This window comes from Streptomyces sp. Ag109_O5-10 (genome assembly GCF_900105755.1).
GTDB lineage: Bacteria > Actinomycetota > Actinomycetes > Streptomycetales > Streptomycetaceae > Streptomyces.
The window spans coordinates 8,781,194-8,806,971 of record NZ_FNTQ01000001.1; the positions used below are offsets into that span (position 1 = coordinate 8,781,194).

General features: G+C 72.2%; 23 protein-coding genes and 3 pseudogenes. 12 read left to right on the forward strand and 14 right to left on the reverse strand.

Annotation, left to right across the window (positions count from 1 at the left end; translation table 11 throughout):
• Positions 1 to 148 precede the first annotated feature (148 nt).
• Both BLW82_RS39995 and BLW82_RS40005 read right to left on the reverse strand, forming a co-directional pair.
• Positions 149 to 970, reverse strand: a complete 822-nt coding sequence (locus BLW82_RS39995; protein WP_093508525.1) for a maleylpyruvate isomerase family mycothiol-dependent enzyme — start codon at positions 968 to 970, stop codon at positions 149 to 151.
• A gap of 235 nt (positions 971 to 1,205) precedes the next feature.
• Positions 1,206 to 1,424 (reverse strand): annotated as a pseudogene (locus BLW82_RS40005) (lyase family protein); the annotation flags it as partial.
• A 114-nt stretch (positions 1,425 to 1,538) separates the two neighbouring features.
• Between BLW82_RS40005 and BLW82_RS40010 the strand changes: the two are divergent.
• Complete coding sequence (locus BLW82_RS40010) at positions 1,539 to 2,603, forward strand: LacI family DNA-binding transcriptional regulator (protein WP_093506990.1); 1,065 nt, start codon at positions 1,539 to 1,541, stop codon at positions 2,601 to 2,603.
• Here the strand turns inward: BLW82_RS40010 and BLW82_RS40015 are convergent.
• From BLW82_RS40015 to BLW82_RS40030, 4 genes are read right to left on the reverse strand one after another with little or no spacing between them, the layout of a single operon-like run.
• On the reverse strand, positions 2,566 to 3,957 hold the full coding sequence (locus BLW82_RS40015) for a glycoside hydrolase family 32 protein (RefSeq protein WP_093506992.1): 1,392 nt from the start codon (positions 3,955 to 3,957) through the stop codon (positions 2,566 to 2,568). The two genes, BLW82_RS40010 and BLW82_RS40015, sit on opposite strands and share 38 nt — an antisense overlap.
• Positions 3,954 to 4,808: a carbohydrate ABC transporter permease gene (locus tag BLW82_RS40020; protein ID WP_093506994.1), complete on the reverse strand. Its 855-nt coding sequence runs from the start codon at positions 4,806 to 4,808 to the stop codon at positions 3,954 to 3,956. Before BLW82_RS40020 ends, BLW82_RS40015 begins: the two co-directional genes overlap by 4 nt.
• A 13-nt stretch (positions 4,809 to 4,821) precedes the next feature.
• Positions 4,822 to 5,772 carry a carbohydrate ABC transporter permease gene (locus tag BLW82_RS40025; RefSeq protein WP_093506996.1) on the reverse strand — a complete coding sequence of 317 codons (951 nt, stop codon included), beginning with the start codon at positions 5,770 to 5,772 and terminating at the stop codon, positions 4,822 to 4,824.
• Positions 5,769 to 7,178, reverse strand: coding sequence for an extracellular solute-binding protein (locus BLW82_RS40030; protein ID WP_093506998.1), 1,410 nt, complete (start codon positions 7,176 to 7,178; stop codon positions 5,769 to 5,771). The genes BLW82_RS40025 and BLW82_RS40030 overlap by 4 nt, the downstream gene beginning before the upstream one ends.
• Positions 7,179 to 7,350: 172 nt before the next feature.
• Here BLW82_RS40030 and BLW82_RS40035 point away from each other — a divergent pair, with 172 nt between their 5' ends.
• The 7 genes and pseudogenes from BLW82_RS40035 to BLW82_RS40065 all read left to right on the forward strand — a co-directional run bounded on the left by BLW82_RS40035 (position 7,351) and on the right by BLW82_RS40065 (position 15,604).
• Positions 7,351 to 8,934, forward strand: a complete 1,584-nt coding sequence (locus BLW82_RS40035) for a glycoside hydrolase family 32 protein (protein WP_093507000.1) — start codon at positions 7,351 to 7,353, stop codon at positions 8,932 to 8,934.
• A gap of 208 nt (positions 8,935 to 9,142) precedes the next feature.
• A pseudogene (locus tag BLW82_RS40040) lies at positions 9,143 to 9,948 on the forward strand (MarR family transcriptional regulator).
• 112 nt (positions 9,949 to 10,060) lie between these two features.
• A complete protein-coding gene (locus BLW82_RS40045; protein WP_256216116.1) occupies positions 10,061 to 11,065 on the forward strand; it encodes a 2-dehydropantoate 2-reductase in 1,005 nt (334 codons plus the stop codon).
• Between the two features lie 227 nt (positions 11,066 to 11,292).
• Positions 11,293 to 12,462, forward strand: a complete 1,170-nt coding sequence (locus BLW82_RS40050; RefSeq protein WP_177233218.1) for a sensor histidine kinase — start codon at positions 11,293 to 11,295, stop codon at positions 12,460 to 12,462.
• Positions 12,459 to 13,118: a response regulator gene (locus BLW82_RS40055; RefSeq protein ID WP_093507004.1), complete on the forward strand. Its 660-nt coding sequence runs from the start codon at positions 12,459 to 12,461 to the stop codon at positions 13,116 to 13,118. Before BLW82_RS40050 ends, BLW82_RS40055 begins: the two co-directional genes overlap by 4 nt.
• A 123-nt stretch (positions 13,119 to 13,241) precedes the next feature.
• On the forward strand, positions 13,242 to 13,880 hold the full coding sequence (locus BLW82_RS40060) for a GOLPH3/VPS74 family protein (RefSeq protein WP_093507006.1): 639 nt from the start codon (positions 13,242 to 13,244) through the stop codon (positions 13,878 to 13,880).
• A gap of 98 nt (positions 13,881 to 13,978) precedes the next feature.
• Positions 13,979 to 15,604 carry a carboxylesterase/lipase family protein gene (locus tag BLW82_RS40065; protein ID WP_093507008.1) on the forward strand — a complete coding sequence of 542 codons (1,626 nt, stop codon included), beginning with the start codon at positions 13,979 to 13,981 and terminating at the stop codon, positions 15,602 to 15,604.
• Here the strand turns inward: BLW82_RS40065 and BLW82_RS40070 are convergent.
• The 6 genes from BLW82_RS40070 to BLW82_RS40095 all read right to left on the reverse strand — a co-directional run bounded on the left by BLW82_RS40070 (position 15,592) and on the right by BLW82_RS40095 (position 20,790).
• Positions 15,592 to 16,371 carry a polysaccharide deacetylase family protein gene (locus BLW82_RS40070; RefSeq protein WP_093507010.1) on the reverse strand — a complete coding sequence of 260 codons (780 nt, stop codon included), beginning with the start codon at positions 16,369 to 16,371 and terminating at the stop codon, positions 15,592 to 15,594. The genes BLW82_RS40065 and BLW82_RS40070 overlap by 13 nt on opposite strands.
• Before the next feature lie 30 nt (positions 16,372 to 16,401).
• On the reverse strand, positions 16,402 to 17,538 hold the full coding sequence (locus BLW82_RS40075) for an acyltransferase family protein (RefSeq protein WP_093507011.1): 1,137 nt from the start codon (positions 17,536 to 17,538) through the stop codon (positions 16,402 to 16,404).
• A gap of 193 nt (positions 17,539 to 17,731) precedes the next feature.
• Positions 17,732 to 18,688 carry a transporter gene (locus BLW82_RS40080; RefSeq protein ID WP_093507013.1) on the reverse strand — a complete coding sequence of 319 codons (957 nt, stop codon included), beginning with the start codon at positions 18,686 to 18,688 and terminating at the stop codon, positions 17,732 to 17,734.
• Complete coding sequence (locus tag BLW82_RS40085; protein WP_093507015.1) at positions 18,685 to 19,599, reverse strand: ATP-binding cassette domain-containing protein; 915 nt, start codon at positions 19,597 to 19,599, stop codon at positions 18,685 to 18,687. The genes BLW82_RS40080 and BLW82_RS40085 overlap by 4 nt, the downstream gene beginning before the upstream one ends.
• On the reverse strand, positions 19,596 to 20,024 hold the full coding sequence (locus BLW82_RS40090; protein ID WP_093507017.1) for a GntR family transcriptional regulator: 429 nt from the start codon (positions 20,022 to 20,024) through the stop codon (positions 19,596 to 19,598). Before BLW82_RS40090 ends, BLW82_RS40085 begins: the two co-directional genes overlap by 4 nt.
• A gap of 157 nt (positions 20,025 to 20,181) precedes the next feature.
• Entirely contained in the window at positions 20,182 to 20,790 is a 609-nt protein-coding gene (locus BLW82_RS40095) for a flavin reductase family protein (protein WP_093507019.1), read from the reverse strand.
• Positions 20,791 to 20,924: 134 nt separating this feature from the next.
• Here BLW82_RS40095 and BLW82_RS40100 point away from each other — a divergent pair, with 134 nt between their 5' ends.
• From BLW82_RS40100 to BLW82_RS40115, 4 genes are all read left to right on the forward strand, one after another.
• Entirely contained in the window at positions 20,925 to 21,305 is a 381-nt protein-coding gene (locus tag BLW82_RS40100) for a hypothetical protein (RefSeq protein ID WP_093507021.1), read from the forward strand.
• Positions 21,306 to 21,334: 29 nt separating this feature from the next.
• Complete coding sequence (locus BLW82_RS40105; RefSeq protein WP_093507023.1) at positions 21,335 to 22,690, forward strand: NAD(P)/FAD-dependent oxidoreductase; 1,356 nt, start codon at positions 21,335 to 21,337, stop codon at positions 22,688 to 22,690.
• A 14-nt stretch (positions 22,691 to 22,704) separates the two neighbouring features.
• Positions 22,705 to 23,046, forward strand: coding sequence for a hypothetical protein (locus BLW82_RS40110; RefSeq protein WP_093508527.1), 342 nt, complete (start codon positions 22,705 to 22,707; stop codon positions 23,044 to 23,046).
• Between the two features lie 595 nt (positions 23,047 to 23,641).
• Positions 23,642 to 24,577: an RNA polymerase sigma-70 factor gene (locus BLW82_RS40115; protein WP_093507025.1), complete on the forward strand. Its 936-nt coding sequence runs from the start codon at positions 23,642 to 23,644 to the stop codon at positions 24,575 to 24,577.
• 548 nt (positions 24,578 to 25,125) lie between these two features.
• Here the strand turns inward: BLW82_RS40115 and BLW82_RS40125 are convergent.
• Positions 25,126 to 25,350: pseudogene (locus tag BLW82_RS40125) on the reverse strand (SDR family oxidoreductase); the annotation flags it as partial.
• Complete coding sequence (locus BLW82_RS44755; protein WP_177233219.1) at positions 25,257 to 25,763, reverse strand: hypothetical protein; 507 nt, start codon at positions 25,761 to 25,763, stop codon at positions 25,257 to 25,259. The pseudogene BLW82_RS40125 and the gene BLW82_RS44755, both read right to left, overlap by 94 nt.
• Between the last annotated feature and the right edge of the window lie 15 nt (positions 25,764 to 25,778).

Sequence of the window (25,778 nt, forward strand, 5' to 3'; positions counted from 1 at the left end):
GCGCCTCTTCTGGCCGAGCGGGGTTGGGCCGGACGGGGGATGCCTGGGAGCGGGCCGGATCAGCGCGCGGCGGCGGTACCGCCGTGCCGCCGGGCCGGTGAGCCGACGCGAGGCCGGGGCAACGGCGACGGCAGTGGCAGCCGGGAGCTCAGGGCGCGACGAAGAGAGCGGGGAAGCGGGGCCCGAGCCAGGGCTTGCGCCCGTAGGCGAACACCTGGCCCCGGGCCATGGCGAGCCACGGGTTGCGGCGGCCCAGGGCGATGAGCAGGAAGGCGACCGGGTCGATGAGGATCGTGCAGTCCGGGTGGGCCGACGGTTCCGGTGCCACCTGTACGGCGCCGTCGCCCAGGCTGACGCCGAAGGCGCCGCCGCCGCGCAGCCGGATCGTGTAGCGGGCGGTCAGACCGGCGGTGGCCGTGCCGTCGGCCACGGCCGGCATCGCCGAGAGCAGGAACGGGACGCACCACGCGACCCGTTCGGCGTCGATCATGTGCGGGCGGCGCACCGCGCGGGCGAGATCGTAACCGTGGCCCAGCATGTGGGTGAGCAGGTAGGAGGCGAGTACGGACCGGTCCATCGGGCCGAGCGGGGTCACCGGCGCCGGGCCGTCGGCCGCCGCGGCCAGCGCGTCGGCGCACCGCTCCGCCTGGTCGCTGATCATCGCCGCGAGCGGCGCCGCCCGGCGCTCCCCGAACACGGCCAGCGACTCGGCGTTCGCCGCCGCCAGGCTCTGCGGCGTACCGTCCCCGTAGGGCCGTTCCCGGCCCAGGGCGAGGTCGGCCATCAGCTCGTTGGCCAGCGCCAGATGGGCCGCCGCCTCGCCGACCGTCCACTGCGACCCGGGCACGGCCCGGCTCGTGTCGGCCACCCCGTCGAGTACGGCCGTGATGTCGGCGGCGGTCCGCCGTATCGCCTGCCCGAGCCCCGCGGGCAACGCCCCGCGCACGTCCTGTCCTGCTGCCTGATCCACGCCGCCCACCTCTGTTCTGTCGCGCGGTACCCAATCAGACCTACCGGCCGGTCACAAGCCCCGCGACGATCACGGCGCCCCGAGCCCCCGCAGAAGGGTGTCGACGACCGCGTCGGCGGCCTGGGCCGCGCTGAGCTCGGGCAGCTGCTGCGCGGCCAGATGCATGAGCCGCGGCGGCAGTGAACTCGCCCAGGCGGACGGCAGGTCGTCGCGGAGCAGCCCCTCCTCGGTGGCCCGCCGCGACCGGGCGCATGGCGTTGAGTTCGAAGGTGCCCCGGGCGCCGGCGAAGGCGATGGTCTCGTCCTCGGACAGCACTTGGACGCAGACCATGACCATGATCTCGCACTGGGTCGGGTTGACCTTGCCCGGCATGATCGAGGAACCGGGCTCGTTCGCCGGAAGGATGAGTTCGTCCAGTCCGCAGCGGGGTCCGGAGGCCAGCCTCCGGTGATCACGTCGGGCGCCCGGGCCGCGGTGCCCTGAGGGGCTCCCGTGTGCCGCGGCGCTCCCCGCGGATAGGGTGGGCGGTGATCGGCAGGGACGGGCTGGGCGAGGGCGGCGGACGGCGTGGGCGGTGCCGAGGAGAGCAGGAGCACGGGCACCGGGCGCCCGACGTCACGGGACGTGGCCCGGATCGCCGGTGTGTCGCACACCGCGGTGTCCTTCGTGTTCAACGGCCGGGCCGAGGGCAACCTCTCGCCCGCCACCCAGGAACGCATCCGGCAGGCCGCCGCACAACTGGGCTACCGCCCCGATCCCGTCGCCCGCGGTCTGCGCCGTCGCCGTACGGCCGTGATCGGGCTGGTCACCGACGAGATCGCGTCCTCACCGTTCGCCGGCCGGCTGCTGCGCGGGGCCATGGAGACGGCCTGGGGCAGCGACCATCTAGTCCTCACCGTCGACTCCGGCGGTGACCCCGCCAAGGAGGACGCGGCCGTCGCGGAGCTGCTCGACCGGCGCGTGGACGGCATCATCTACGCGGCCATGTCACTGCGCCGGGTCCGCGTCCCCGAGGGCCTGCACCGCACCCACTCCGTGCTGGCCAACTGCCTGCCCGAGGACGACTCCCTGCCCGCCGTGGTCCCAGCCGAGCGCGCCGGTGGCCGTAGCGCGGCCCGCCTACTGCTCGACGCGGGCCACCGCCGGCTCGCCGTGATCGGCGGCCTGGACGACATCGCCTCGGCCGAACGCACCCGCGGCTTCCGCGACGCGCTGCGCGCCGAGGGCGTCACCGTGCCCGAGAAGTGGATCGTACGCGGCGGCGGGGAGATCTCGGCGGGATACGCGGGGGCACTGCGCCTGTTCGACGGGGTCGAACCGGACCGCCGCCCCTCCGGCGTCCTGTGCTACAACGACCGGGTCGCGGCGGGCGTCCTGCACGCCGCGACCCGGCTCGGGATCGACGTCCCCGCCGATCTGTCGGTGGTCGGCTACGACGACCAGGAGCACATGGCCGCGTTCCTCACCCCGCCCCTCACCTCGGTCGCGCTGCCGCACCGGGCGATGGGCGAGGCGGCGGCCCGGCTGCTCCTGGACGCCATCGACACCGGCCGGACGCCGCCCGCGACCGTCCGGCGTCTGGCCTGCCCTGTGGTCAGCCGCGCCTCCGTGGCGCCGGCGCCCACCCGGTGACCCGGGCACCAGGCCCCTCGACCACCAGTTCGGCGATGTCGCCCGGGCGCCGGTAGACGCGCTCGGTGACCATCGCCCGCTCCGCGACGAAGATTTCGAGGAGAGAGCCGTCGACGAGCAGCCGGAGCGTGAGTTCCGGCGCCCTCGGCACGTGCACGGTGATCGGGGCGGAGCCTTCCCTGCCGGTCCGGGGCCAGCCACTGCGGTCGAGGACGACGGTTCCGCCGGCGGGGTCCGCCCGGAGGGTCAGCTCCCGGCCCGACGCGTCCCGGAGCAGGCTCACCGTGGTCGGTCCGCAGGCGGTGATCGTCAGGTCGTACGTCGTGGGCAGCGGAACCCGGCCCGGCGCGGTGACGAACGGCTCGGCCGGGCGGAGCAGGTCGAGCTCCGGGGCCGGACGGACGCGCAGCGAACCGTCGGCGTGTACGTCGACGACCCGTGGCGCGGTGAGGACGCCCGCCCATCCGGCCCGGTGCACCTCGTCCTGCGGGCGGGCCTCCCACGACCAGCCCCACAGCAGTGCGCGGTCCGGTTCCTGGAGCACGGCGGGAGCGTAGAAGTCCCGCCCCTGGTCGAGCCGGCCGCCGGCGCGCGTCACGAACCTCGGCGTTCCCCGGCCGTCCGCTTGCAGACGGCCGGTCAGATAGCCGGTCGAGCAGGGATCCCCGTCCCACAGCGACACCAGAAGTACGTGGTCGCCGCCCGCTGTCCGGTACAGGTGGGGGCACTCCCAGCCCACCGCCTTGTCGCCGAACGCGCCGACGGCCACCGGGTCCGCGCCGTCCAGCAGCACACCGGCGAACCGCCAGTCGGCCAGGTCGTCGCAGTCGTAGAGCAGGACGGACGGCGTGCCGTCGGCGTGCCCGGCCCCGACGAGGGCCCAGCGCCGGTCCGCGTGGCGGAAGACGAACGGGTCGCGGAACATCACCACGTCCAGTCCCGGCGGCGGCCCGGCCACCACGGGCGTCGGCAGTGGCTTCCACGCGGTCAGCCGCTCGTCGTCCGGGTCCGCCGCCCGCGCCAGGCAGATGGCGCCGAGTCCGGTGTGGGCACGGTCGACTCCCGTGTACACAGCGGTCGGTGTGCCGGCTTCGTCGATGACGCAGCCCGACCAGCAGCCTGCCTCGTCGGGGCCGCCGGGCGTCGGGGCGAGCGCGATCGGGTGGTGCTCCCAGTGCGCGAGGTCGGCGCTGGAGGCATGTCCCCAGTGGACGTTCGCGTGCACCGGTGCGTCGGGGTTGTGCTGGTAGAAGAGGTGGTAGCGGTCCCGCCAACGGAACGGTCCGTTGGGGTCGTTGATCCAGCCGGTGGACGGACGGACCCTGAGACGCGGGGCGTTGGGGTCATCGCTCAACGGTTGACTCCTGCGGACGTGATGCCCTCGCGCAGCGGGCGCTGGCCGACGACGAACACGGCGACCGCGGGGAGCATCGAGAGCACGACCCCCGCGAGGACCACCGAGATCGACCCGGTGCCGAGGTTGCCCTGGAGGGAGACCAGGCCCAGTGGAAGCGTGTAGTTCTGGCTGGAGGTCTCCAGGATCAGCGGGCGGAAGAACTCGTTCCAGTGGTAGTTGAAGGCCAGTACGCCGACGATCGCCAGGCCGGGTGCGGCCAGCGGCGCGTATACCGAGCGGAAGATCCGCCAGGGCCCCGCGCCGTCCAGCATGGCCGCCTCGCCCAGGTCCTTCGGCATGCCGAGGAAGTACTGGCGCATCAGGAAGGTGCCGAAGGCGGTCGGGAAGGCCGGGATGATCAGGCCGAGGAGTGTGTCGGTGAGGTGCATCGACTTCAGCACCAGGAACACGGGCACGATGGTGACCTGCAACGGCACCATCATCGTCGCCAGGACCAGGCCGAACAGCGGCTTCTTGAAGCGGAACTCCAGGCGCGCGAAGGCGTATCCGGCGAGACCTGCCGTGATCATCTGGCCGAGGGCGATCAGCGCCGTCACCAGCGTGGAGTTGAGGGCGAGCAGCCACACGTCGATCTGCTGGAAGACCCCGCGGTAGGCCGCGGTCGTCGGGTGCGCCGGGACGATCTGCGGAGGCAGGTCGAAGGACTGGGCCGGAGTGCGCAGGGAGGTGGAGACGGTCCAGACGACCGGGCCGAGCGTCAGCAGGGCGCACACGGTCAGTCCGGCGATCCGGGCCCGAGGGGCGAGCGAGTGGCGTACGCGGCTCAGGGACAGGGTTGCTTGGCTCATGCGGCTCACCGGCTCACTGGTAGTGGACGTAACGCCGGCTGAGCCGGAACTGGAGGGCGGTGACCGCCATGATCAGCGCGAAGAGCAGCACGCCCACCGCGGATGCCTCGCCGAAGTCGAGCTGCTCGAAGGCCCTCTCGTAGATCACCATCACCACGGTGCGGGTGGCGTCGCCGGGTCCGCCGTCGGTGAGGACGTAGGGCTGTTCGAAGACCTGGAGGGCGTTGATGATGCCGACCACCGACGCGACGAGCAGCGTCGGCGACAGCAGCGGCAGCGTGATGGCGAGGTGCTTGCGCAGGCCGCTCGCGCCGTCGAGGGCGGCCGCCTCGTGGATCTCCTTGGGGATGTTGTTCAGACCGCCGACGAACAGCAGGAACGAGAAACCGAACTGCTGCCACACGTAGACCAGGATCACCGTGGCCATGGCCGCGTGCTCCGAGGTCAGCCAGGGCACGGGCGCGACGCCGACCAGGCCGATCAGCCAGTTCACCACCCCGAAGTCCTGGTTGAACAGGTACTTCATCACCACCGAGATCGAAGCGGCGGACAGCACCAGCGGGAAGAAGAACGCCGACCGGAACACCGATCGCAGCCACACCGGCATCCGCCCGTTCAGCGCGAGCGCCAGCGCCAGCGCGATCAGCAGTTGCAGAGCGACCGCGAGGACCATGAAGACGAGCGTGTTGCGGAAGGAGACCAGGACGGTCGAGTCCGTGAACGTCGTACGGTAGTTGGCGCCGCCGGCGAAGCGCGGCGGGTCGATCACGTTCCAGTGGAACAGGCTCAGCACGACGGACCCGATGATCGGCACGACCGTGAAGACGACGATGCCGACGACCGTGGGCGCCAGGAACAGCGCGGCCAGCAGCCGGGCGCCGCGGTCACGGACGGAGGACCGCACGGCGACGGCGGACGGCACGGAGGGCCGTGGACGTACGGCCGGGACCTGGGTGTTCGTCATACCTCACGCTCCATGGCCTGCTCCAGGTCGCCCTGCATCCGGCGCAACGCGGGACCCACCGCGCGCGGCGAGGCCAGCGCGGTGCCGGTGTACTTGAGCAGGACGTCGGTCACCTCGGCGACCTGCGGCGGCGCGGGGATCGGGCCGGTGTCGGGGAACCGGTCGAGGGTGTCGTAGAAGACCTGCCAGTGCGCCGGGCCGCTCGCGGCGTAGCGGGCGGCGTTCAGCATCGAACGCCGGGCCGGGGTGGTCTGGTTGCTCCGGAACAGCCGGGTCATGGTGTCCTTGCGGGCCGCGTACTTGATGAACTCCCAGGCGGCTTCCTGTTTCTTCGAGGTGCGCAGCAGCGCGTAGCCCGCCGCGCCGAACTGGTGGCGCTGGGTACGCCAGCGCGGGAAGTACTGCACGTCGTAGTCGGCGGCCCGCATGCCGGCCAGATGCAGACCGCCCGCCCAGAATCCGCCCGCCGGCGTGACGCCGACGCGGCCGGTGGAGAACACGCCGACCAGATTGCTGCCGTTGCCGCCCTCGGGCCGGGTGCACAGGTTCTCCTGGACGAGCGAGGCGAGATAGTCGTACGCCTCCTCGACCCGGTCGGCGGTGGCCTGCGGGTTCGTCCAGCGGAAGCCCCCGCCGCGCCCCCGCCGGTCGGCGGCCGGGTAGAAGGCGTCCCACAGCCAGGAGCCGCCGGGCGCCCTCGACTCCTCAAGCAGGTTCGTGTCGTTCGCGAAGAGCCAGGGCACCACGCCGCCCCACAGCCGGTTGGTCCAGAAGTACGGAGTGAAGTGCGCGTCGCCGGCCCGCTTCATCTCCCGCAGCAGCGCGGTGAAGTCGTCGCGGCTCCAGTCGGCCGCCGGGAATCCCGCGCCCGCCCGCTCGAGTACCTGCTTGTTGAGGTACATGTCGGCGGCGTTGAACTCCATCGGCAGCTGGTAGAGGTTCCCCTCGTACATCATCGACTCGACCAGCGAGGGGTGGACGTCGGCGAAGTACTCACGCAGTTCCGCCGCGTCCCGCCGCACCCAGCGGTCCAGCGGGACGCCGAGCCGCCGGGCGAACAGCTGCACACCCTCGGTGGCCACGTACACCAGGTCGGGCGCGCTGCCCGCGGCGATCTGGGTGAGGATCTTCGCGAAGAAGTCCGACCAGTCGACGGCCTGCACCGCGTTCACCCGCAGCGGGATGTCCGGGTGGAGCCGGTGGAAGCCCTTGGTGAGGGCGTCGACGGTGGCCGGGTCGAAGGCGGAGCCGAGGGTGGCGACGACGAGGGAGCCGTCGTCGCGGCCGGGGATGTCGGCTCCCGTGAGCCGGTCCCAGCTCGCGGCGGTCGCGGCCAGGGCGGCCGCTCCCGCCCCGTACGCGCCGTACCGCAGGAGCGTGCGGCGGGGGAGGTGCGAGTCAGTCATCCAAAGCGCCTAACTCGTGTTAGATCAGGGTTGATGCCCCAGATGATGAGAACCGCGCAACAGGCCTGTCAAGGGTCGGGAACGCTTGACCTTTAACGAGTTAGGTCTACAGTCCTCGTTCACACGAGCCGCCACGCGCCCTCCCGAGCCGCCATGAGAGGAACGATGCGTCATGTCCGGAACGTCAGGGATTTCCAGGAGAGCACTGTTCGCAGGATCGGCGGCGGGCACCGCCGCCGCACTGCTGCCCGTCGGAACGGCCACGGCCGCTCCGCAGCCCGGAGCCGCGGGCAGGAAGAAGACCAAGCCCGCCACGAGCGGGGCGAGTTACCGCGCCGCGTATCACTTCACGGTGCCCGACCAGTGGAAGAACGACCCGCAGCGGCCCGTCTGGATCGACGGCGAATACCACTACTACTACCTTTACAACGCCGACTACTTCACCGGCGCCGTCGGTACCGCGTGGCGCCTGGCCACCACCAGGGACCTGGTCTCCTTCACCGACCGCGGGGTCGCCGTGCCCAAGGACACCACGCCCAACGGCGACCTCTGGTCGGGTTCGGCGGTGGTCGACACCGGCAACACGGCCGGATTCGGCGCCGGCGCGGTCGTCGTCATCGTCACCATGTCCCCCGGCGGCGGCACCGACCACCAGGAACAGTTCCTGTACTACTCGACCGACGGCGGTGTCACCTTCAGCAACCACGGCACCGACCCCGTCCTGCCCAACCCGGGCGTCGCCGACTTCCGCGACCCCAAGGTGATCCGCGACGAGGACCGGGGCCGCTGGGTGATGGCCCTCGCCGAGAACGACAAGATCGGCTTCTACCACTCCGACGACCTCAAGTCCTGGACCTACGCGGACGGATTCGTTCACGACGGCATCGGCGTCCTGGAGTGCCCCGACCTGTTCCGCATCACCGCAGGCGACGGCACCGTCAAGTGGGTGCTCGGCGCGAGCGCCAACGGCAAGGGCTCGGGGCTGCCCAACACGTACGCCTACTGGACGGGTTCCTTCGACGGCAGCGCGTTCACCCCTGACGCGAACGACCCCCAGTGGCTCGACCACGGCTGGGACTGGTACGCCGCCGTCACCTTCGAGAAGCGGGACCCCGGCGGCGCGGTGGACGCGGCCGCCCGGCACGCGATCGGCTGGGTGAACGACTGGGACTACGCCCACACCACCCCCACCATCGACTGCGACGGCTTCAACGGCACCGACTCCGTCGTCCGCGAGATCACCCTCAAGAAGGCATCCGACGGCACCTACTACCTCGCCTCCCGACCGGTCGCCGGCCTCGACTCGCACGTCTCCCGCACCGTGAACCTGGGCGACGTGACCGTGGACGGCACGAAGGTGCTCGACTACACCGGTATCTCCTACGAGGTGACGACCGAGATCACCTGGTCCCGGCTCACCGGCGCCGGCCTCCAGCTGAGGCGCTCACCCGACGGCGGTCGGCACATCGACGCCGGGGTCTACGCCGACTACGCCTTCCTCAACCGACGCAACACGGTGAACGCCGACACGTCCGGCAGGTGGCAGGAGAGCCACACCCCGTTCGACCCGGCCGCCGGCACGGTGAAGCTGCGCATCCTGGTGGACCGCACGTCGGTGGAGATGTTCGTCGACGACGGCCGCCACGTGCACACCAGCCAGGTGTTCCCGTACCTGCTGGACACCCGGCTGGCACTGTTCACGATCGGCGGCGGGGCGGTGTTCCGCAACACGGTGATACGCGAGTTCTCGGTGTGAGGCCGGGGGAGCGGGTGCACACCGCGCCGGGACGGCTTCCGCTCCCAGTGCGACGGCAAGTCGCCGGCGCGCATGCCCGTCCGCGGTGCTCCTCCTCGGCCGCCGATGACTTCAGGTGTGCCGGCCGGTCCAAGCCGGCACACCTCACAAAGGGAGAAGACCGATGCGCGACACCCGCTTGCACCCGATGACTCATATCGCCCGGCGCATGTTCGATCTCCTGGAGCCGATCTGCCTGGTCACCTACCTGGCCGACGAGTGCAAAGAGGAACTGGCCGCACTCGGCCACCGCGGCTACTGGGACGGCTACTTCGCCAGCCGCGCCGCACCACTGGGGCGGGTGCCGGCCCACGTCGTGCACGCGGCCTTCTACAGCTTCGCCGACGGGGAGGCCGCACGGCACATCCCCCGTGCCTGGGAGACGATTCCGCCCGAGGCGTCCGTCGCCGCGCGGCAGCGGGGCAGCGTGGCCTCCCTGCGGCGCATCCTCGGCGCGGGGTCGGCCGACTCACCGGGCCTGGTGCGCGCCGCGGACCTGACCACCAAGGCCGCGACGAGCGCCCCCGCCGAAGGGCGGGTGATGTACGCCGGCATGCGCACCCTCGAGGTACCCGGCGATCCCGTCGCCCGGCTGTGGCATTCCGCGACCATGCTGCGCGAGCACCGCGGCGACGGGCACATCGCCGCTCTCGTCGGCGCGCGCATCGGCGGCACGGAGGCCCACGTGCTCTCCGCTCTCGAACAGGGCATCCACCCCCGGAGTCGTTCGGACGCCTTCACCACCTGCCGAAGGAACGCCTGGCCGCGGTCATGGACGGCCTGCGCGAACGCGGACTCGTCGACTCCGACGGCCGCTTCACCGACGCCGGCCGCGCGGCCAAACAACGCATCGAAACCCTCACCGACGAACTCGCCACCCCGCCCTACGCCGCCCTGTCCCCGGCCGAACTCGACGAGCTGATCACCGAGCTCGAACCCATCACCGCGACCCTGGTGGCGGCAGGCTCGCGGTGACCCGGGATCAGAGACGGCACAGGCCACCGACGGCCCCGTCCGGGAGCGCTAGGGTGGCCGATCGGCCCGGGCCGCAACCGCGCCGCCACCGTCGATGCACCGGAGGTCACCCGTGTCGAAGCCCCGTTTCGCCGTCTTCGGCGCCGGCAGCATCGGCTGCCATCTCGGCGGCCACCTCGTCGCGGCCGGGTACGAGGTGGCGTTCATCGGCCGGCCCTCCGGCATGGAGGTGCTGCGTGAACGGGGGCTCACGCTCACCGTCGGCGCCCGTCCGCCCGTGCACCTCGCGCCCGAGCGGCTGATCCTCGCCACCGAACCCGGCGCCGCGGCCGACGCCGACCACGTGCTGGTCACCGTGAAGACCGCCGGGACCGAGGCCGCCGCCAAGGACCTCGCCGCCCATCTCGCCCCCGGCGCCGTCGTGGTCAGCTTGCAGAACGGCCTGCACAACCCCGCCACCCTGCGCTCCGCCCTGCCGGGACACACCGTGCTCGCCGGGATGGTGCCCTACAACGTGGTCCAGCCCGAACCCGGCGCCGTCCACCAGGGCATGCCGGGCACGCTCATGACCGAGCCCGACGACACCCTGCACACGGCGCTGCGCCGCGCCGACCTGGCCGTCGAGGCCCGCACCGACATGGCCGCCGTGCAGCACGCCAAACTGCTGATGAACCTCAACAACGCGGTCAACGCCCTGTCCGGGCTGCCGCTTCGCGACCAACTCGGCCAACGGGCCTACCGGCGCTGCCTAGCCCTGTGCCAGCGCGAGGCCCTCGCCGCCTACCGCGCCGCCGGCATCACCCCCGCCCGCCTCGGCCCGGCCTCGCCCCGCCTGACCCCGTACCTCCTCGGACTGCCCGACGCCGTGTTCCGCCGGGTGGCCGCGGCCTCGCTGCGGATCGACGCCCACGCGCGCTCGTCGATGTGGGAGGACCTGCAACGCGGCCGCCCCACAGAGATCGACTCCCTCCAGGGCGAGATCGTCACCCTTGCCCGCGGCCACGGACAGGACGCCGCTGCCAACGCCCGGCTCGCCGCCCTCGTGCACCAGGCGGAGACCACCCCGCGCACCTGGACCGGAGCGGAGCTGTACGCCGAACTGCGCGCCGCGTCCTGAATCCTCGTCCGTCGTCCCGCACCACCGGCAACCGGGCCCTGCCGGGCCGCCGCGACGGCCGCGTTGCTCTCATGCGCGGACTTGCGCGACTCCGGTGACTGCAGCGATCAGCGCGCCCTCCGTTTCGGCGTGCGTCAGGGCGTCGGCATGAATGCTCGGGTTCACAGACGGACAATGCGGGCTGAATCGGTGGCGTGACCCGGTCACGGAACGGATAGGGTCGGGGCGTGGACCGCAGCAACAGGCAGCCGGACGAGGTGCTCGCCGGGGAAGCGGGGGAGGAGCCGTCGCCCCGGTCGGCGCGGGTCCTGTGGTGGGGGTCGGCCGGGCTGGTGCTCGGTGTCCTCGGCACCTCGGTCCTCGTCGTCGGTGCGGACCACGCCGGGCGGCTGCCCGCGGCCGTGGCCCTGGTCCTCGTCCAGGTCTGCGCCCTGAGGTGGGTGGCACGCGCCCCGGCCGCCGTACTGGCCGCGACCGCGGCGGCGGGACTCGCGGTCTGGGCGCTGCTGCCCGCGGTGACCCTGACCGGCGCCCTGCTCGCGGCACAGGTCGCCCTGTGCGTGCTGTCGGCGGTCAGACCGCGGCGGGTGTCCGCGCGGGCGCTCGTGGCGGTGTGCCTGCCGGCCCCGCTGTCCTTCGGCGCGGGCGGCCCCGCGGGCCTCGCGGTCTACCTGCTCATGGTGGTCCTGGCGTGGACCGCCGGGCAGTGGCGCCGGGCGCAGCGGGCCCGGACGAGGTCGGAGACGCGCCGGGCTGTGGTGGAGGAGCGGGCGCGGATCGCACGCGAGGTGCACGACGTCGTGGCACACACCCTGTCCGTGATGGTCGTCCAGGCGGGTGCCGCCGACGACGTCTTCACCCGGCAGCCCGAACAGGCCCGCCAGGCGCTGCGGGCCATCGAGTCGGGTGCACGGTCGGCGCTCGGCGAACTGCGCCTGCTGCTGCGGGCGTTCGGGCCCGACGAGAGCACGGAGGGCACCGGGGAACCGCGGCAGCCGGGGCCCTCGCTGGCGCGCTTGGACGAACTGGCCGACACCGTGCGGGCGACCGGGATGGCCGTGCACGTGGACCGCGACGGCGCCACCGACGGACTGCCGGCCGCGGTGGACCTGGCGGCGTACCGGATCGTGCAGGAAGCGCTGACCAACACCCTGCGCCATGCGGCGGACGCCGACGAGGTGAGCGTGCGCGTGCTGCTGGACGGGAGGTGCGTGGAGGTCACCGTCGTCGACAACGGCCGTACCGTGCAGGGGCGTTCGGATACGACGGGAGCGAGGCGCGGGCTCGTGGGCATGCGGGAGCGGGTGCGGCTCGTGGGCGGCAGCCTGCGTGCGGGCCCACTGCCCGGCGGCGGGTTCGAGGTGGCGGCCCGGCTGCCGGTGGAGGGGGTGTCATGACGTTGCGTGTCGTCCTGGCCGACGACCAGGCCCTGGTGCGTACCGGCTTCCGCATGATCATCGACGCCCGGGACGACCTGGAGGTGGTCGGTGAGGCGTCCGACGGCGGCGAGGCGGTGCGGCTGACGCGGGAGCTGGCGCCCGACGTGGTGCTGATGGACGTCCGCATGCCCGTCGTGGACGGCATCGAGGCGACCCGCCGGATCGTGGCGGACGGCGGCCGGGCCCGGGTGCTCGTGCTGACCACCTGGGACGTGGACGCGCACGTGGTCGACGCGCTGCGGGCCGGAGCGAGCGGATTCCTGCTGAAGGACATCCGCGCCCCCGAACTCGTCGAAGCGATCCGCGTCACCGCGCGCGGTGACGCGCTGCTGGCGCCCACCGTGCTGAGCCGCGTCCTCGACCGGTTCCTGCGCACCACGCCCGACCCGGCGCCGCCGCCGTCCCTGCGGGACCTCTCCGGCCGCGAGCGGGAGGTGCTCACCCTGATCGGGCAGGCACTGTCGAACGCAGAGATCGCCGAGCGGCTGCGCCTGTCGGAGGCCACCGTGAAGAACCACGTCACGGCGGTGCTGCGCAAACTGGGCCTGCGCGACCGCGTCCAGGCCGTCGTCGCCGCCTACGACCACGGCCTGGTACGACCGCGCCGCGCCTGAGCCCACCGGCCTCGGTCCCTCCTCCTCAGGGAGGAGACCGGGCCGCCGTCCTCCCGTGCTCCCGGTCGCGGTCCGTCCCGGCGGGCGATCCGCGGCCCGGGTGACCGGCCCTAGCGTCGAGATGTGACCGATGACCTGGCCTGCCTCATGTACCTGCTCGCCCACGACGACGCGGCCGAAGGACCGTACGACCGCTCCCGGACCGAGCTGCTGGTCCGTGCCGCCGCCCTCGCCGACCTCACGCTGCGCGGCCGGCTCGGAGAGGACCGCGGCACGGTCACCGTGTCCGGCACGGAACCGGCCGGCGACCCCGTCCTGGACGGGGTGCTGCGCGACGCCGTCGGCGGACACGGCTGGAAGCAGCTCGTACGCCGGCACCGCCGGCGGAGCCTGACGGAGGTCGAGGACCGGCTCGCCGCAGCCGGACTCCTCACCCTGCGGGCGCCCCGCTTCCGCCTCGGCGCCCGCCGGTCGACGGTGACGGACCACGCCGTGTCCGCGGCACTGCGCGCCAGGGTGTCCGCAGCACTGCACGGCGACGGCCCCGTGCGGGAGGTTCCCGACGCCGACGCCGTGCTGGTGGCGCTGGCCGCGGCGGGACGGGTCCGGGCGGTCGTGTCACGGCAGGACCAGAAGACCCACCGGGCCCGTATCGACGCCTGCACGAGCCGCCTCGGCGCCCTCGCGCCCGGCCTGGAACACGCCGTGCGCGCGCTGCCGACGACCATGGTCGCGGCGCAGGGCGGCATGGGCGGCAGCTGACCGCAGGGCGGAGCCCCGCACCGCGGGGCGGGAGAACCGCACGCGAGGCGGGACACCGTCCCCGAGGCGGGACGACCGACAGCAAGGGGGAGACGACCATGCACCGCACCTTGACCACCCTGGCCTGCGCCCTGACCGCCGTACTCGCGGCGGCCTGGTCTCCGGCGCCACCCGCCCGGCCCGCCGTCGCGACGACGGTGCACACCCGCGACGGCCTGGTGCGGGGAGCCGCACACGACGGATACCGCACCTTCGAGGGCATCCCCTACGCGGCCCCACCGGTCGGCACGCTGCGCTGGGCGGCCCCGCGCCGTCCGGCCGCCTGGACAGGGGTGCGAGACGCGACCCGGCCCGCGAGCGCCTGCCCGCAGCCGGCCGGCGAGGTGCCCGGTGGCAGCACCGACGAGGACTGCCTCCACCTGAACGTCACGACACCCGACGGCGCGAGCCCGGCGCACCCCAGGCCGGTGATCGTATGGCTGCACGGCGGCGGTTTCACCACCGGGGCGGGCAGCTCGTACGACGCCCACCGCATGGCCGTTCGGGGCGACGTCGTGGTCGTCACCGTGAACTACCGCCTCGGGGCGCTCGGTTTCCTCGCGCGCGCGGGGCTGCCCGGCTCCGGCACCTTCGGGCTGGCCGACCAGCAGGCGGCGCTGCGCTGGGTCCGTGCCGGCATCGGCGCCTTCGGCGGCGACCCGCACGAGGTGACGCTGGCCGGCGAGTCCGCGGGCGGCTACAGCGTCTGCGCCCAACTCGCCTCACCCGCGGCCGCCGGACTCTTCGACCGGGCGATCATCGAGAGCGGCCCCTGCACCGGCAGTCCCGACCGCCCCTTCGCGCCGTCCGCCGTTCCCCTGTCCACGGCACGCGACGCGGGCGCGGACCTCGCGTCGAACGTCGGCTGCGGCTCCTCCCACGACGTCCTCGCCTGCCTGCGGCGCGTGCGGGTCTCCCGGCTGCTCGCCGCCCAGGACACGGACCAACAGCCCGCCTACGGCACCCCGTTGCTGCCCGGTGATCCCACGGCGGCGATCGCCGGCGGCCGCTTCCACCAGGTCCCCGTGCTCATCGGGAACAACCACGACGAGGGCAACGGCTGGGCCGCCGGCATCATCCAGGCCGGCCACCCCGTCACCCCCGCCACCTGGCCCGACGTCGCCGCCGCCTTCTTCCCCTCCCCGGGGCAGGCGGAGGCGGTCGTCCGCGCGTATCCGGTGCACGGCGCCGACGGCGGCCCGGTGTTCGGCGCGGTCATCGGCGACGCGGACTTCGCCTGCCCGACGGCGCGCACCGGCGGCCTGCTCGCGGCCCGGGTGCCGGTCTGGCGGTACGAGTTCGCCGACGAGCACGCTCCGCCCCTCACCCCGGGCACCCCGCCGTTCCCGCTCGGCGCACCGCACGCGAGCGAACTGCCCTACCTCTTCGACCTGGGCGGCCGGCCCCGCGAACTGACCGCGGCACAGCACCGGCTGGCCGACACCATGATCGACTACTGGAGCCGCTTCGCCCGCACCGCCGACCCGAACGGCCCGTCGGCGCCGGTCTGGTCCCGGCACACGGTGCTCTCCCTGGCACCGGACCACGTCGTGCCCACCCGGACGGCGGAGTCCCGCCACCACTGCGCGTTCTGGAGCGCGCTCGAGCCGGGCGGCTGGAGTTCTGCGGGGGGAGAGCGCGCGACAAGGGGTAGGAGCGCCGGCGAGGCGCCTCAGGGCCGGTAGACCATCCCGGGCTGGGGCTTGGCGGGGGCGAGCAGTTGCGACACCGTGACGACGGTGTAGCCACGCTGCTTCAGCGCCTTGAGAATCCCGGGGACGGCGGGCACGGTCCCCTTGTGCAGGTCGTGCAGCAGGATGATGCCGTCGCGGTGGGTCTGTTCGAGAACCCGCTTGGTGATCAGCGCCGAGTCCGTCGTCTCGTAGTCCTTGGCGGTGACGCTCCACAGCACCTGCGCCAGCCCGAGCTCCCGGCAGACCTTGGCCACTGTGCGGTCCGTACGGCCCTCCGGCGGACGCATCAGGACGGGCCTGGTGCCGGTGATCCTCTCGATGGCGTTCTGGGTCCGGGTCAGCTCCGCACGGGCGCCGGCCTCGTCGAGGTCCGTCAGCCTCGGGTGGGTCCAGGTGTGGTTGCCGATTTCCTCCCCCTCCTCGGCGATGCGGCGCAGGATGCCGGGGTACTTCGAGATGTGCCCCCTGCCCTGCACGAAGAAGGTGGCGTGCAGATGCTGCTGCTTGAGGATGTCCAGCAGCCTGGGAGTCGTCGCGCTGGGGCCGCCGTCGAAGCTGAGGGCCACACACTTCGCCCTGCGGCAGTCGACGTCTCCGGTCACCGATCCCGATGCCTTGTTCCGGGCGGTGCGTGGCGAGGTGTGCTCGTAGGTCGTCACCGTCAGGGCCAGAGTCACGGCGACGGCCACGGCGACGACGGCCGCCGTCGCGACGGCGATGAGTACACGGGACCGTCTGGTACGTGCGTTGAAGAGCATGGGAGCCCCTTCTTCGATGGAGTCGCGGGGTCAGCGCGTGCGGGTGAGGGCGGGCCGCGCGGAGAGGTCCCGCGGCCGCATGTCGAGGGTCAGGCGTTGCCTCAGCCGGCGTCCGAGCCGACGTTCCACCAGCCTGTGGACCAGCAGGGCGAGCCCCAGCATGCAGACGACGGACAGCGCCGTCGCGGGCAGCGGCCCCAGCCCCGGGAACGCCCGGACCAGGCCCTTGGCCAGGGGGACCCCGAGGCTCTGGTGGACGAGGTAGAAGGGGTAGGTGAGCGCCCCGGCGGTGACCGGCCAGCGCCAGCGCAGCCCGGTCAGCGGGCCGGTTCCGGCGAGGGCGAGCAGCCCGAGGCAGAGTGTGAGCACCACCGCGCAGACGGCCCAGGAGGGCCGCCCCTCGCCAGGGGGTACGGCGGCGTGGTCGGCCACCCGTAGGTCGAGCACGGTGAGCTGGTAGCACCAGGCGAAGCCGAGCAGCAGCCAGAGCAGCAGGCTCTGCCCGAACCTGTGCATGAGGTGGAGCACGATGCCGGCGACGAACAGCCCGGTGTACCGGGTCAGGACGAATTCGTCGAGCAGCGGCGAGTGGAGTTCACGGGCGATGACACCGGCCAGCAGCCAGGCTCCGCAGCAGGCCACCACCCGCCGGTAGGTCAGGCCGAGGACGAGGAGCGCGGCCATCAGCAGGTAGAAGCGTGCCTCCACCCAGAGGGTCCAGCTGACTCCGTCGACCGGATCGAGTCCCAGTGGTCCCGGGGCCATCGTCAGGTTCCCCAGCACCGTACGCGGGTCGACGTGGGTGGCGGCGGGCCACCGGACCAGCCGTGAGCCCAGGACGAGCAGGACGACCAGGAGCACCGCGCACCAGTAGGCCGGAAAGAGCCGTGCGAAGCGGGAGACGGTGAACTGCGCCGGGGTCCGCCCCCAGCAGCTCATGCAGATCACGAAGCCGCTGATGAGGAAGAAGAACTCGACGCCGAGCCAGCCGTAGCCGCTGATCTCGTGCAGGAGCGGGGCGGAGTCCCGGAGTTCGGTTCTGCCCCAGAAGTGCGGGGTGGGCGTGCCCAGGAAGTGGTATGCGGCGACCATCAGCGCGGCCACCAGGCGAAGTCCGTCGATCGCGACGAGGCGCGACGGCCCGCTGTGCGGTTCGGGGGACGGCATGTCGGAACCGGGACCGGGTCAGCAGACGGTGGCCGGCGGGCGGCTGACGCCTGTCCCGGGCCGGACGTGCGGGAGCGGTTTCTTCGGCGACTCGGCGTCGGCGGGCATGGCGAAGCGACCTCCGTGCAGGGGAAGTTGGGAACCCCGGTGAGGGGCGGACGGTGAGGGGGAGTGGTGCGGGTGCGGCGACTGCTCAGACGCGGCGGCGCAGGAGCAGCACGGTGACGACCGTGAGCAGGACGGCCAGGCCGCCGAGGACGGCGGTGTCGGTCCACTGGAAGGCCCAGTAGTCACCGGCGGGGTTGGCCTCGTAGAAACGGGCCACGTACCCATGTGCCGTCATGCACTCCTTCAGCCGGGCCCCTGACGGGAAAGCACAGTTGAACACGGAGTCGTGGCGTCCGGAGGCCGTGATCAGGCCGTAGTTCCCGGTCGACCACTTCTCGCCCATCGGCGCCTTGGGGGCGCTGCCGGCGCTGACATAGGTGTGCGGCGGCACCAGGAGCCGGGTCCAGTGCGTCCACTCCAGCAGGAGGATCGTCATCCCCGTCACCAGCAGGGTCAGGCCCATCGCCGCCAGGACCCGGCGGGCCAGCAGGCCCAGCAGGGTGCCGGCCGCCAGGCCGAACAGGGCGGCCGCGACGACGCGGGGGCCCGAGCCGCTCAGCGCGGTGGTGTCGTACCAGAACAGGCCGTAGCTGCGGTCGGCGGCCGGGCGCCACCACCAGGCGAACACTCCCGCGAGCAGGCCGGAGAGGGCGGTCGTGGTCACCGCGGCGAGGGCGAACCGGGAGGCGAACCACTGGCCGCGGCTCGGGCCCTGGGCGAGGACCATGCGGTGCGTGCCCAGTTCCCGGTCGCGGCCCAGCAACGGGGCGCCCCAGAAGACTCCGATGACGACGGGCAGCAGGATGTTCAGCGCCCCGAGGTACTTCAGCGGCTCGACGTCCAGCAGGAGTGGCAGGCCGGTGTCGGGCCGGGTGCAGTACAGCGGCCCGGTGGCGCAGTGGTCGAACAGCCCGCTGTGCAAGGCGTCCAGCATGCGCGAGCGGTAGTACGCGGCGATCGCCGCGGTGAGGATGAGGGCGGCCGCGCCGATGCCGGCCGGGACGCGCTGCTGGCGCCAGGCGAGCCAGAGGGAGCCTTTCACGCCGCCGCCTCCGTCCGCTCGCCCGCGGCGGTCCGCGCCGGCTCCTCCGGGGCCTGGAGGTAGCCGATCAGGATGTCCTCCAGCCGCGGCCGTGCCGTGTGCCAGTCGCCGCGCAGCGGTCCGCGCTGTCTCACCAGGGCGGTCAGTTGCCGGCCGGCGATGCGGCGCTGTACGACGGTGTGCTGTGCGGCAAGGGCGTCGGCCCGGTCGGCGGAGCAGGTCAGTACGGCGTGGCTCTCGCGCAGCGCCTCGGCGTCCTCGCTCAGCTCGGCCCGGCCCTCGCGCAGCACCAGCACCCAGTCGCAGGTCTCCTCCAGTTCGGGCAGGACGTGCGAGGAGAGCACGATGCTCGTGCCGCGCTCGGCGGCCTCGGACATCAGCGCCGCCATGATCTCGCCCCGGGCCACCGGGTCGAGGTCGGCCAACGGCTCGTCGAGCAGCAGGAGTTCGGGTCGCTTACCGAGGGCCAGGGCGAGCGCGACGCGGGTGCGCCGGCCGGGCGAGAGTTCGCCGACGCGGGCATGGGGCGGGATGCCGCCCTCCTGGACGATCCGCTCGGCGGCCGCCCGGTCCCACGAGGAGTTCAGCTTCTCGCCCATCAGCAGGGTGTCCGCCACGGTGAACCGGGGGTAGAGCGGCTTGTCCTGGGTGAGCAGGGCGACCCGGGTGCGGGCCTCGGGGGTGCCGGGCGCGGCGCCCAGTACCCGCAGGTCCCCGGTGCCGGCTCGCAGGAGGCCGCCGGCCAGGTGCAGCAGCGTGCTCTTGCCGGCGCCGTTGCGTCCGACGAGAGCGGCTATCCGGCCGCCGGGTATGGTGAACTCGCAGTCCCGCAGGGCCCAGTCGCCCCGCCTCCGGTACTGGAATCCGAGTCCCGTGGCGCGCACCGCGGCCGGCGCGTCTGGCCCGGTCATGCGTCCTCCTTCGTAGGTTCCCGGTCGCCCGGGGTGTGGGTGTCGTGTTCGTCGTGGGTGTCCAGGGCCGCTGTGACCATGGCGAGGACGTCGGCCCGCTCCAGGCCTTCGGCCCGGGCGCGGGCCACCCAGGCGGTGACCTCCCGGCGCAGCGGGGAGTCGTCCTCCGCGCCGGGGCGGGCGAGTGATCGCGTCACGAAGGTGCCGAGGCCGCGGCGGAGTTCGACCAGGCCGGCCTGCTCCAGGTCGCGGTAGGCCCGGAGCACGGTGTTGGGGTTGATGGCGGTCGCCGCCACCACCTCCTTGGCCGTGGGCAGCTTGTCCCCGACCTTCAGGAACCCCATCCGGAGCGCTCGTTCGGTCTGCTCGACGATCTGTACGTAGGCCGGTACGCCGCTGCCGCGGTCGATCCGGTAGTCGATCACGTCGCCTTCCTCGGTTCCACCATGCTTGTGCTAATGAATTAATGGAAGCATGGTGGATGTCCGCCCGCGCTGTCAAACTCCTTTGAGCGCGTGAGCGCGTGAGCGGGGGGAGGGGTGCCGCCGGTGGGCCGCGTCGCCGGGCGGCACCGGCGGGGAATCAGGCGGTGCCGGGTTCCTCGTAGGGGATGCGGTTCAGGTGCAGCACCTCACCGAGAGTGCCCCACTCGTCGCCGCCGAGCTTCGTCAGGGGGCGCAGCAGCTCGCTGCTGGGGCGGCCGTCCGCGAGGTACTTCTCGTCGACCGCGGCCTGCAGCACCCGCCCGAAGACCAGGGTGCAGTTGCCCATGCGCAGGGTGGTGTGGGAACGGCACTCCAGCGCCACATGGGCGGCCGCCACCCTGGGCGGGCGGACGCTTCGGCTGGCTTCCCGCTCGATGCCCGCGGTGTCGAACTCGCTCACCGAGCGCGGGAAGTCGGTGGCCGTGGCGTTGATCAGCCGCAGGAGCGGTTCGGACGAGAAGTTGACGACGAACTCCCCGGTCGCCTCGACGTTCCGCAGCGAGTCCTTCCGGCCGATCGAGGTGAACTGGACGATCGGGGGATCGGTGCTGGCGATGCTGAAGAAGGAGTGCGGCGCGAGGTTCTCGGTCCGTCCGTCGGGGGTGATCGTGGAGACCCATGCGATCGGCCGGGGAATGACCACCGACGTCAGAAACCTGTAGAAGTCCGTGCTGCTCATCGCCTCGGGGGCGTATTCCACACGCATGGACCGAGTATCGGACCGGCGCACCTGGGTCTTCCGCAGCCCGCCGGGTGTGTCGTGCCGGCTCACGCACCGTGCGTCTCGTCGGGGGGCCCGGCGGCTCCGAGGGCCCGTGGGCTGAGGGTGCCGGGCATGCGATGGAGGTGTTCGCGCCCTTGTTCCTGCTCCTCGGGCAGAAAGGCCCGGAGGGCTCCCCGCTCGCACGGTTCCAGTACGCCCCCGCCCTGCAGCGCCGGCTCCACCCCGGCGGCGGTGACGGACATCTCGAGGATCTTCCCGTGGGTGGGGTGGGCCCGCCGCCGGACCAGCCCACGCTCCACCACGTCGCGCAGCGCCGTGCCCAGCGACGGGGCGGCGACGCCGCAGCGGCGTCACCGCCCCGGTCCGCGGACCGACGCTCCCCCGAGCGTTCAGGGCTGACCGGCCGGCAGGCGGTGCTCAAGCCCGTCATCACCGTGCTCACCATCGGGCTGGTCATGAGACGGCCCTGTCACACCTTCTGGCCCTGTTTTGTCTAAGGGGTGTCGAACAACAAACAGAGGGTCTGATGCGCGAAATTGTGATCGTCGGTGGCGGCTATGCAGGCTTCTACGCCGCATGGGGCCTGGAGAAGAGGCTCAGTGCGGCAGAGGCACGGGTCACGGTTGTCGACCCCCGCCCGTACATGACGTACCAACCGTTTCTGCCGGAGGTGACGGCCGGATCGGTCGAGGCGCGGCACGCCGCCGTGTCGCTGCGGCGGCACCTGCGCCGCGCCCGGCTGATCGCGGGAACCGTGACCGCGATCCGCCACGCGGACCGGACGGTCACGGTACGACCCGCCGACGGAGCGGAGTACGAACTGCGTTACGACACCCTCGTCGTGACCGCCGGTGCCGTGACCCGCACCTTCCCCATCCCGGGGCTCGCCCAGCACGCGATCGGTCTGAAGCACGTCGAAGAGGCGGTGGCCATCCGCGACCGGCTGATGACTGCGTTCGACCAGGCGGCCTCCCTGCCTGCCGGCGCCGAGCGGCGACGGCTGCTGACCGTCACGTTCGTGGGCGGCGGGTTCTCCGGGGTCGAGGGCTTCGGGGAACTGCTGTCGCTCGCGATGGCGATGCTCAAGTCGTACCCGGAGCTGAGCGCTGACGAACTCTCCTTCCACCTGGTCGAGGCCCGGGGCCGCATCCTCCCCGAGGTGGCGGACAAGCCGGGCGCCTGGGTGGTGCGCTCCCTGGAGCGCCGTGGCGCGCACGTTCACCTCGACACACAGATCCGCTCCCTCGCCGGCGGCCGTGTAGTGCTCTCCGACGGGGAGGAGTTCGATTCCGCACTGGTCGTGTGGACCGCCGGCAACGCCTCCAATCCGGTCGTGCACAACCACTCGGATCTTCCGATCGACGAGCGGGGCCTGCTCGTGGTCCGCCCCGACCTGCGCGTGGGCACCGGCAGCGAACCAGTCCCGGACGCATGGGCGGCCGGGGACGACGCGGCCGTGCCCGACCTGGCCTCCAGGGTGCCGGGGGCTCACACGGTGCCGAACGCCCAGCACGCCGTACGGCAGGGCAGACGCCTAGCGAAGAACATCGTGGCCGATCTGCGCGGGAGGCGCATCAAGAACTACCGCCACAGCAGCCTGGGGGTGGTGGCCACGCTCGGGCTGGGCCGGGGCATCTTCCAGTACAAGAGAATCGTCATCAAGGGGCTTCCTGCCTGGCTGATGCACCGCGGTTACCACGTCCTGGCCGTGCCCTCATGGGAACGCAAGATCCGCGTCCTCACGGTCTGGCTCACGGCCGCGGTCTTCGGCCGGGATCTCGTCTCCCTCGCCTCCGTCCAGCATCCACGCGACGCGTTCGTCACGAGCGGTGATCCGCAGCGCGCCGGCGAGAGTCCGACGAGCGGTCGTACGGCCGCATGACCGTGGAGCACACCATGAACACGAGCAAGGAGGCCGCCCGCGGCCTGACCGACATCGAGACCTTCCTGTGCCGGCACGCCCATCTGGAAGCGGCACGGCAGCGCGTCACGGTCTTCACCACGCGGGTACCGGGGCTGACCCCGGAGCAGAAGGTGGACATCGAGACCTGGTATCTCAAGGAACAGACATACGTCGCGCGCATGGTGACGGAACACATCGCGGCACACGTCACCGAGGTTCAGCAGCGGCACCGGGTCCGCTTCACGCGCTGGCTGCGAGGAACGCTCACCGCGATGATCCTGATCAGCGTGGCCATGGCCCTGTGCTTCGCCGTGCTCCTGAAATCGTTGAGCTGAAACGCCGACTGCGCACCGCGTCGATGGTTCCGCTGCCGTCGGCCGGCCGGGTCGAATCACTAGATCGTGCGATGGGCCCCGGGAGTGCACCGAGCCGCTCCGGCCGTCCGGACCTGCCCTGACGAGGGGCCGCGTCCTGGTGTGACGGCCGCTCATGGTGTGTCGGGCACCGTGTCACATTTTCCGATCCCCGCCGGTCAATGGTGAGACACGCCAGGCGGAAGGAGTTACCCGCGGGCCGCGCGATCCACCGCCCGTCCCAGGGCCGGCCGAATCACTCGATCATGCGATGTGCCCGGCCATCGCTATGACCCAGTCTGGTGTGGTTGGCGAAGAATGCATGCGCTACCTGAAGAGAGTCCTGAGGTCAGCCGAGGGCTGGGCCGCGAGATCACGATGTCTCCACCTGACCGCCGTTGCTCCGCCAGAGGAGCGGGGCCGATCCGGATCTCTGGTCAGCTGCGATGGGACCAGTCGTGACTTTCAGTTGCCGCTTTTCCCCTGGACCGCTTGCCGAAGCCGTCCACCTGTCCGCGGTAGCGATGTGATCCCGCCACGCGACTGCCGTATCCGGAGGAACGAGGACCACAGGATCATGTATCTAGAGTCGTCCCCTGCGAGGAGTGACCTTGACGAGGCTGTCTCTGCCTTCGTGCAGTACCGGGCGCGCCTCTTCGGGATCGCCTACCGTGTGCTCGGCAGCGTGGCCGAGGCCGAGGACGTGGTCCAAGAGGTGTGGCTGCGCTGGCAGAAGACCGACCGCTCCGTGGTGTTGAGCCCCGTGGCCTTCCTGTCCAGCGCGACGACCCGCCTGGCCATCAACGTGGCGCAGTCGGCGCGGGTGCGCCGGGAGACCTACATCGGGCCGTGGTTGCCCGAGCCCGTCGACACCGGTTGTGATCCGGAGGTGGGCGCGCAGCGGGCGGAGGCTCTGGAGCTGGCCCTGTTGCTCGTGCTGGAGAAGCTGAGCCCCACCGAGCGGGCCGCGTACGTCCTGCGCGAGGCGTTCGACTACTCCTATCCGGAGATTGCCGAGATCCTGCAGCTCAGCGTCGTCAACGTCCGTCAGATCGTCAGCCGTTCGCGCAAGCGCCTTGCGGGCGAGCCGCGGTCGAGTGTGGACGCACAGGAGCATCGGCGCCTGCTGGACGCCTTCGTATCAGCGGCTAGTACCGGCGATGTGGCTTCGCTGGAAGCCGTCCTCGCCCCTGACGTCGTCAGCCTGTCCGACGGCAACGGTCTGCGGGGAGCCGCCCGGGTACCTGTGGTGGGGCCTGCGCGTGTGGCCAACCTGGCCACCGCGACCCGCCGCTTCTGGCAGGGCGCGGACCTGCGGCTGGTCGAGGCCAACGGCCGTACGGGCGTGATGATCTACCGCGACGGTTCCCCCACCACGATCCTGACGATCGCCGCTTCCCGGGAAGGCATCCGCAGGGTGATGTGGGTGTTCAACCCCGGCAAGATCGCCGCGTTTCTGGACTCCGGCACCCGAGGCGCAACCGCGCCCGGCCTTGGGGCGGTTGTCGGATGAGCCGCACTCCCGGCTTCCTCACCCGGGCTCGAACACCGCGGTACGGTACATCTCGGCTGCGGTGACGAGGCGGGCATGCCGAGTTCGGCCGCGACCGCCCCGATCGCGCTCTCGCCGGCCTCGAGATCGGCTCGGCCGTCGTCGGTGAAGTACGGCTCGATGTACGTCTCGTAGTGTGCTCGGACCTCTTTCGCGGTCTGTCCGTCCGGGAATGTCCGGATGTGCCGCAGCGTGGTCCCGGGGGCGTCGTGGATCACCTGCAGGGCACGGCGATGCGCACGTACGACGGCCTGGACCGCCGGGTCGTCGGGCGGGATGGGGGTGGCATCCACGGCCACGCCCACGGTGGGGATCTGGAAGCCAGTTCCTCGTGCAGGCCACGGCCGACGTGGGCGAGATCGATGGTGCGCACGATGACCTTCTCGGCCGTGTGGTCCGGGAGGCCGGCGCTCCGTGCGCGCCAGACGGCGAGTTCGTCGGTCCATGGCAGTTCCGCCGTTGACCGCGGCGGTGGTGCCGGTCATGAAGGAGTTGTCCTCACCGGTGTGGAAGGCGATCGCCTGGGCGACGTCGGCCGGACGCGCCAGGCGGCCCAGCGGGGTGGCGGCCACCTGCCGCTCCCTGACCGCGTCGCCGGTCACGCCGGCCATCCGGGTGTCCTCCACCGCACCGGGCGCGATCACGTTGACCGTGATTCCGTGCGGACCCAGTTCCTGGGTGAGATAGCGGGCCAGCCCTTCCAGCGCGGCCTTGGCCGCCCCGAGCGCGACCATGCCCGCCCGGGGATGGCGGCTGAGGCCGGTACCGAGACGATCGGTGCCGCGGCTGCCGCGCAGTGGTGGCGAAGTGCGGTCGCCGTACGCGGATAGCGCCGGGCGAACTCGTCGGGATCGCTGAGCCGGACCAGCCGCCGCAGGCGGAGCGCCTCCGCCACCGCGACAGGGCTTGACAGCGCCACCCGGGACCAGGGCGTCAGGTACTCCGTCGGCAGCCCCGTGGTCACCTCCAGCCGCAGCGTCTGCCCATCGGACGCCAGCAGGAAGACAGCACCCGCGAGCACCCCCGTGTCGCGCACGGCGAACTCCAGCAGCCGGTCCAGCTCCGCCCGGCGTGTCGGCTCGGAGGCGGCGGAGGACGGACGAGGTCCGTAGGGCGGTACCGCGCCGTTCTCCCACGTGGAGCACATACCAGCACGGTACGT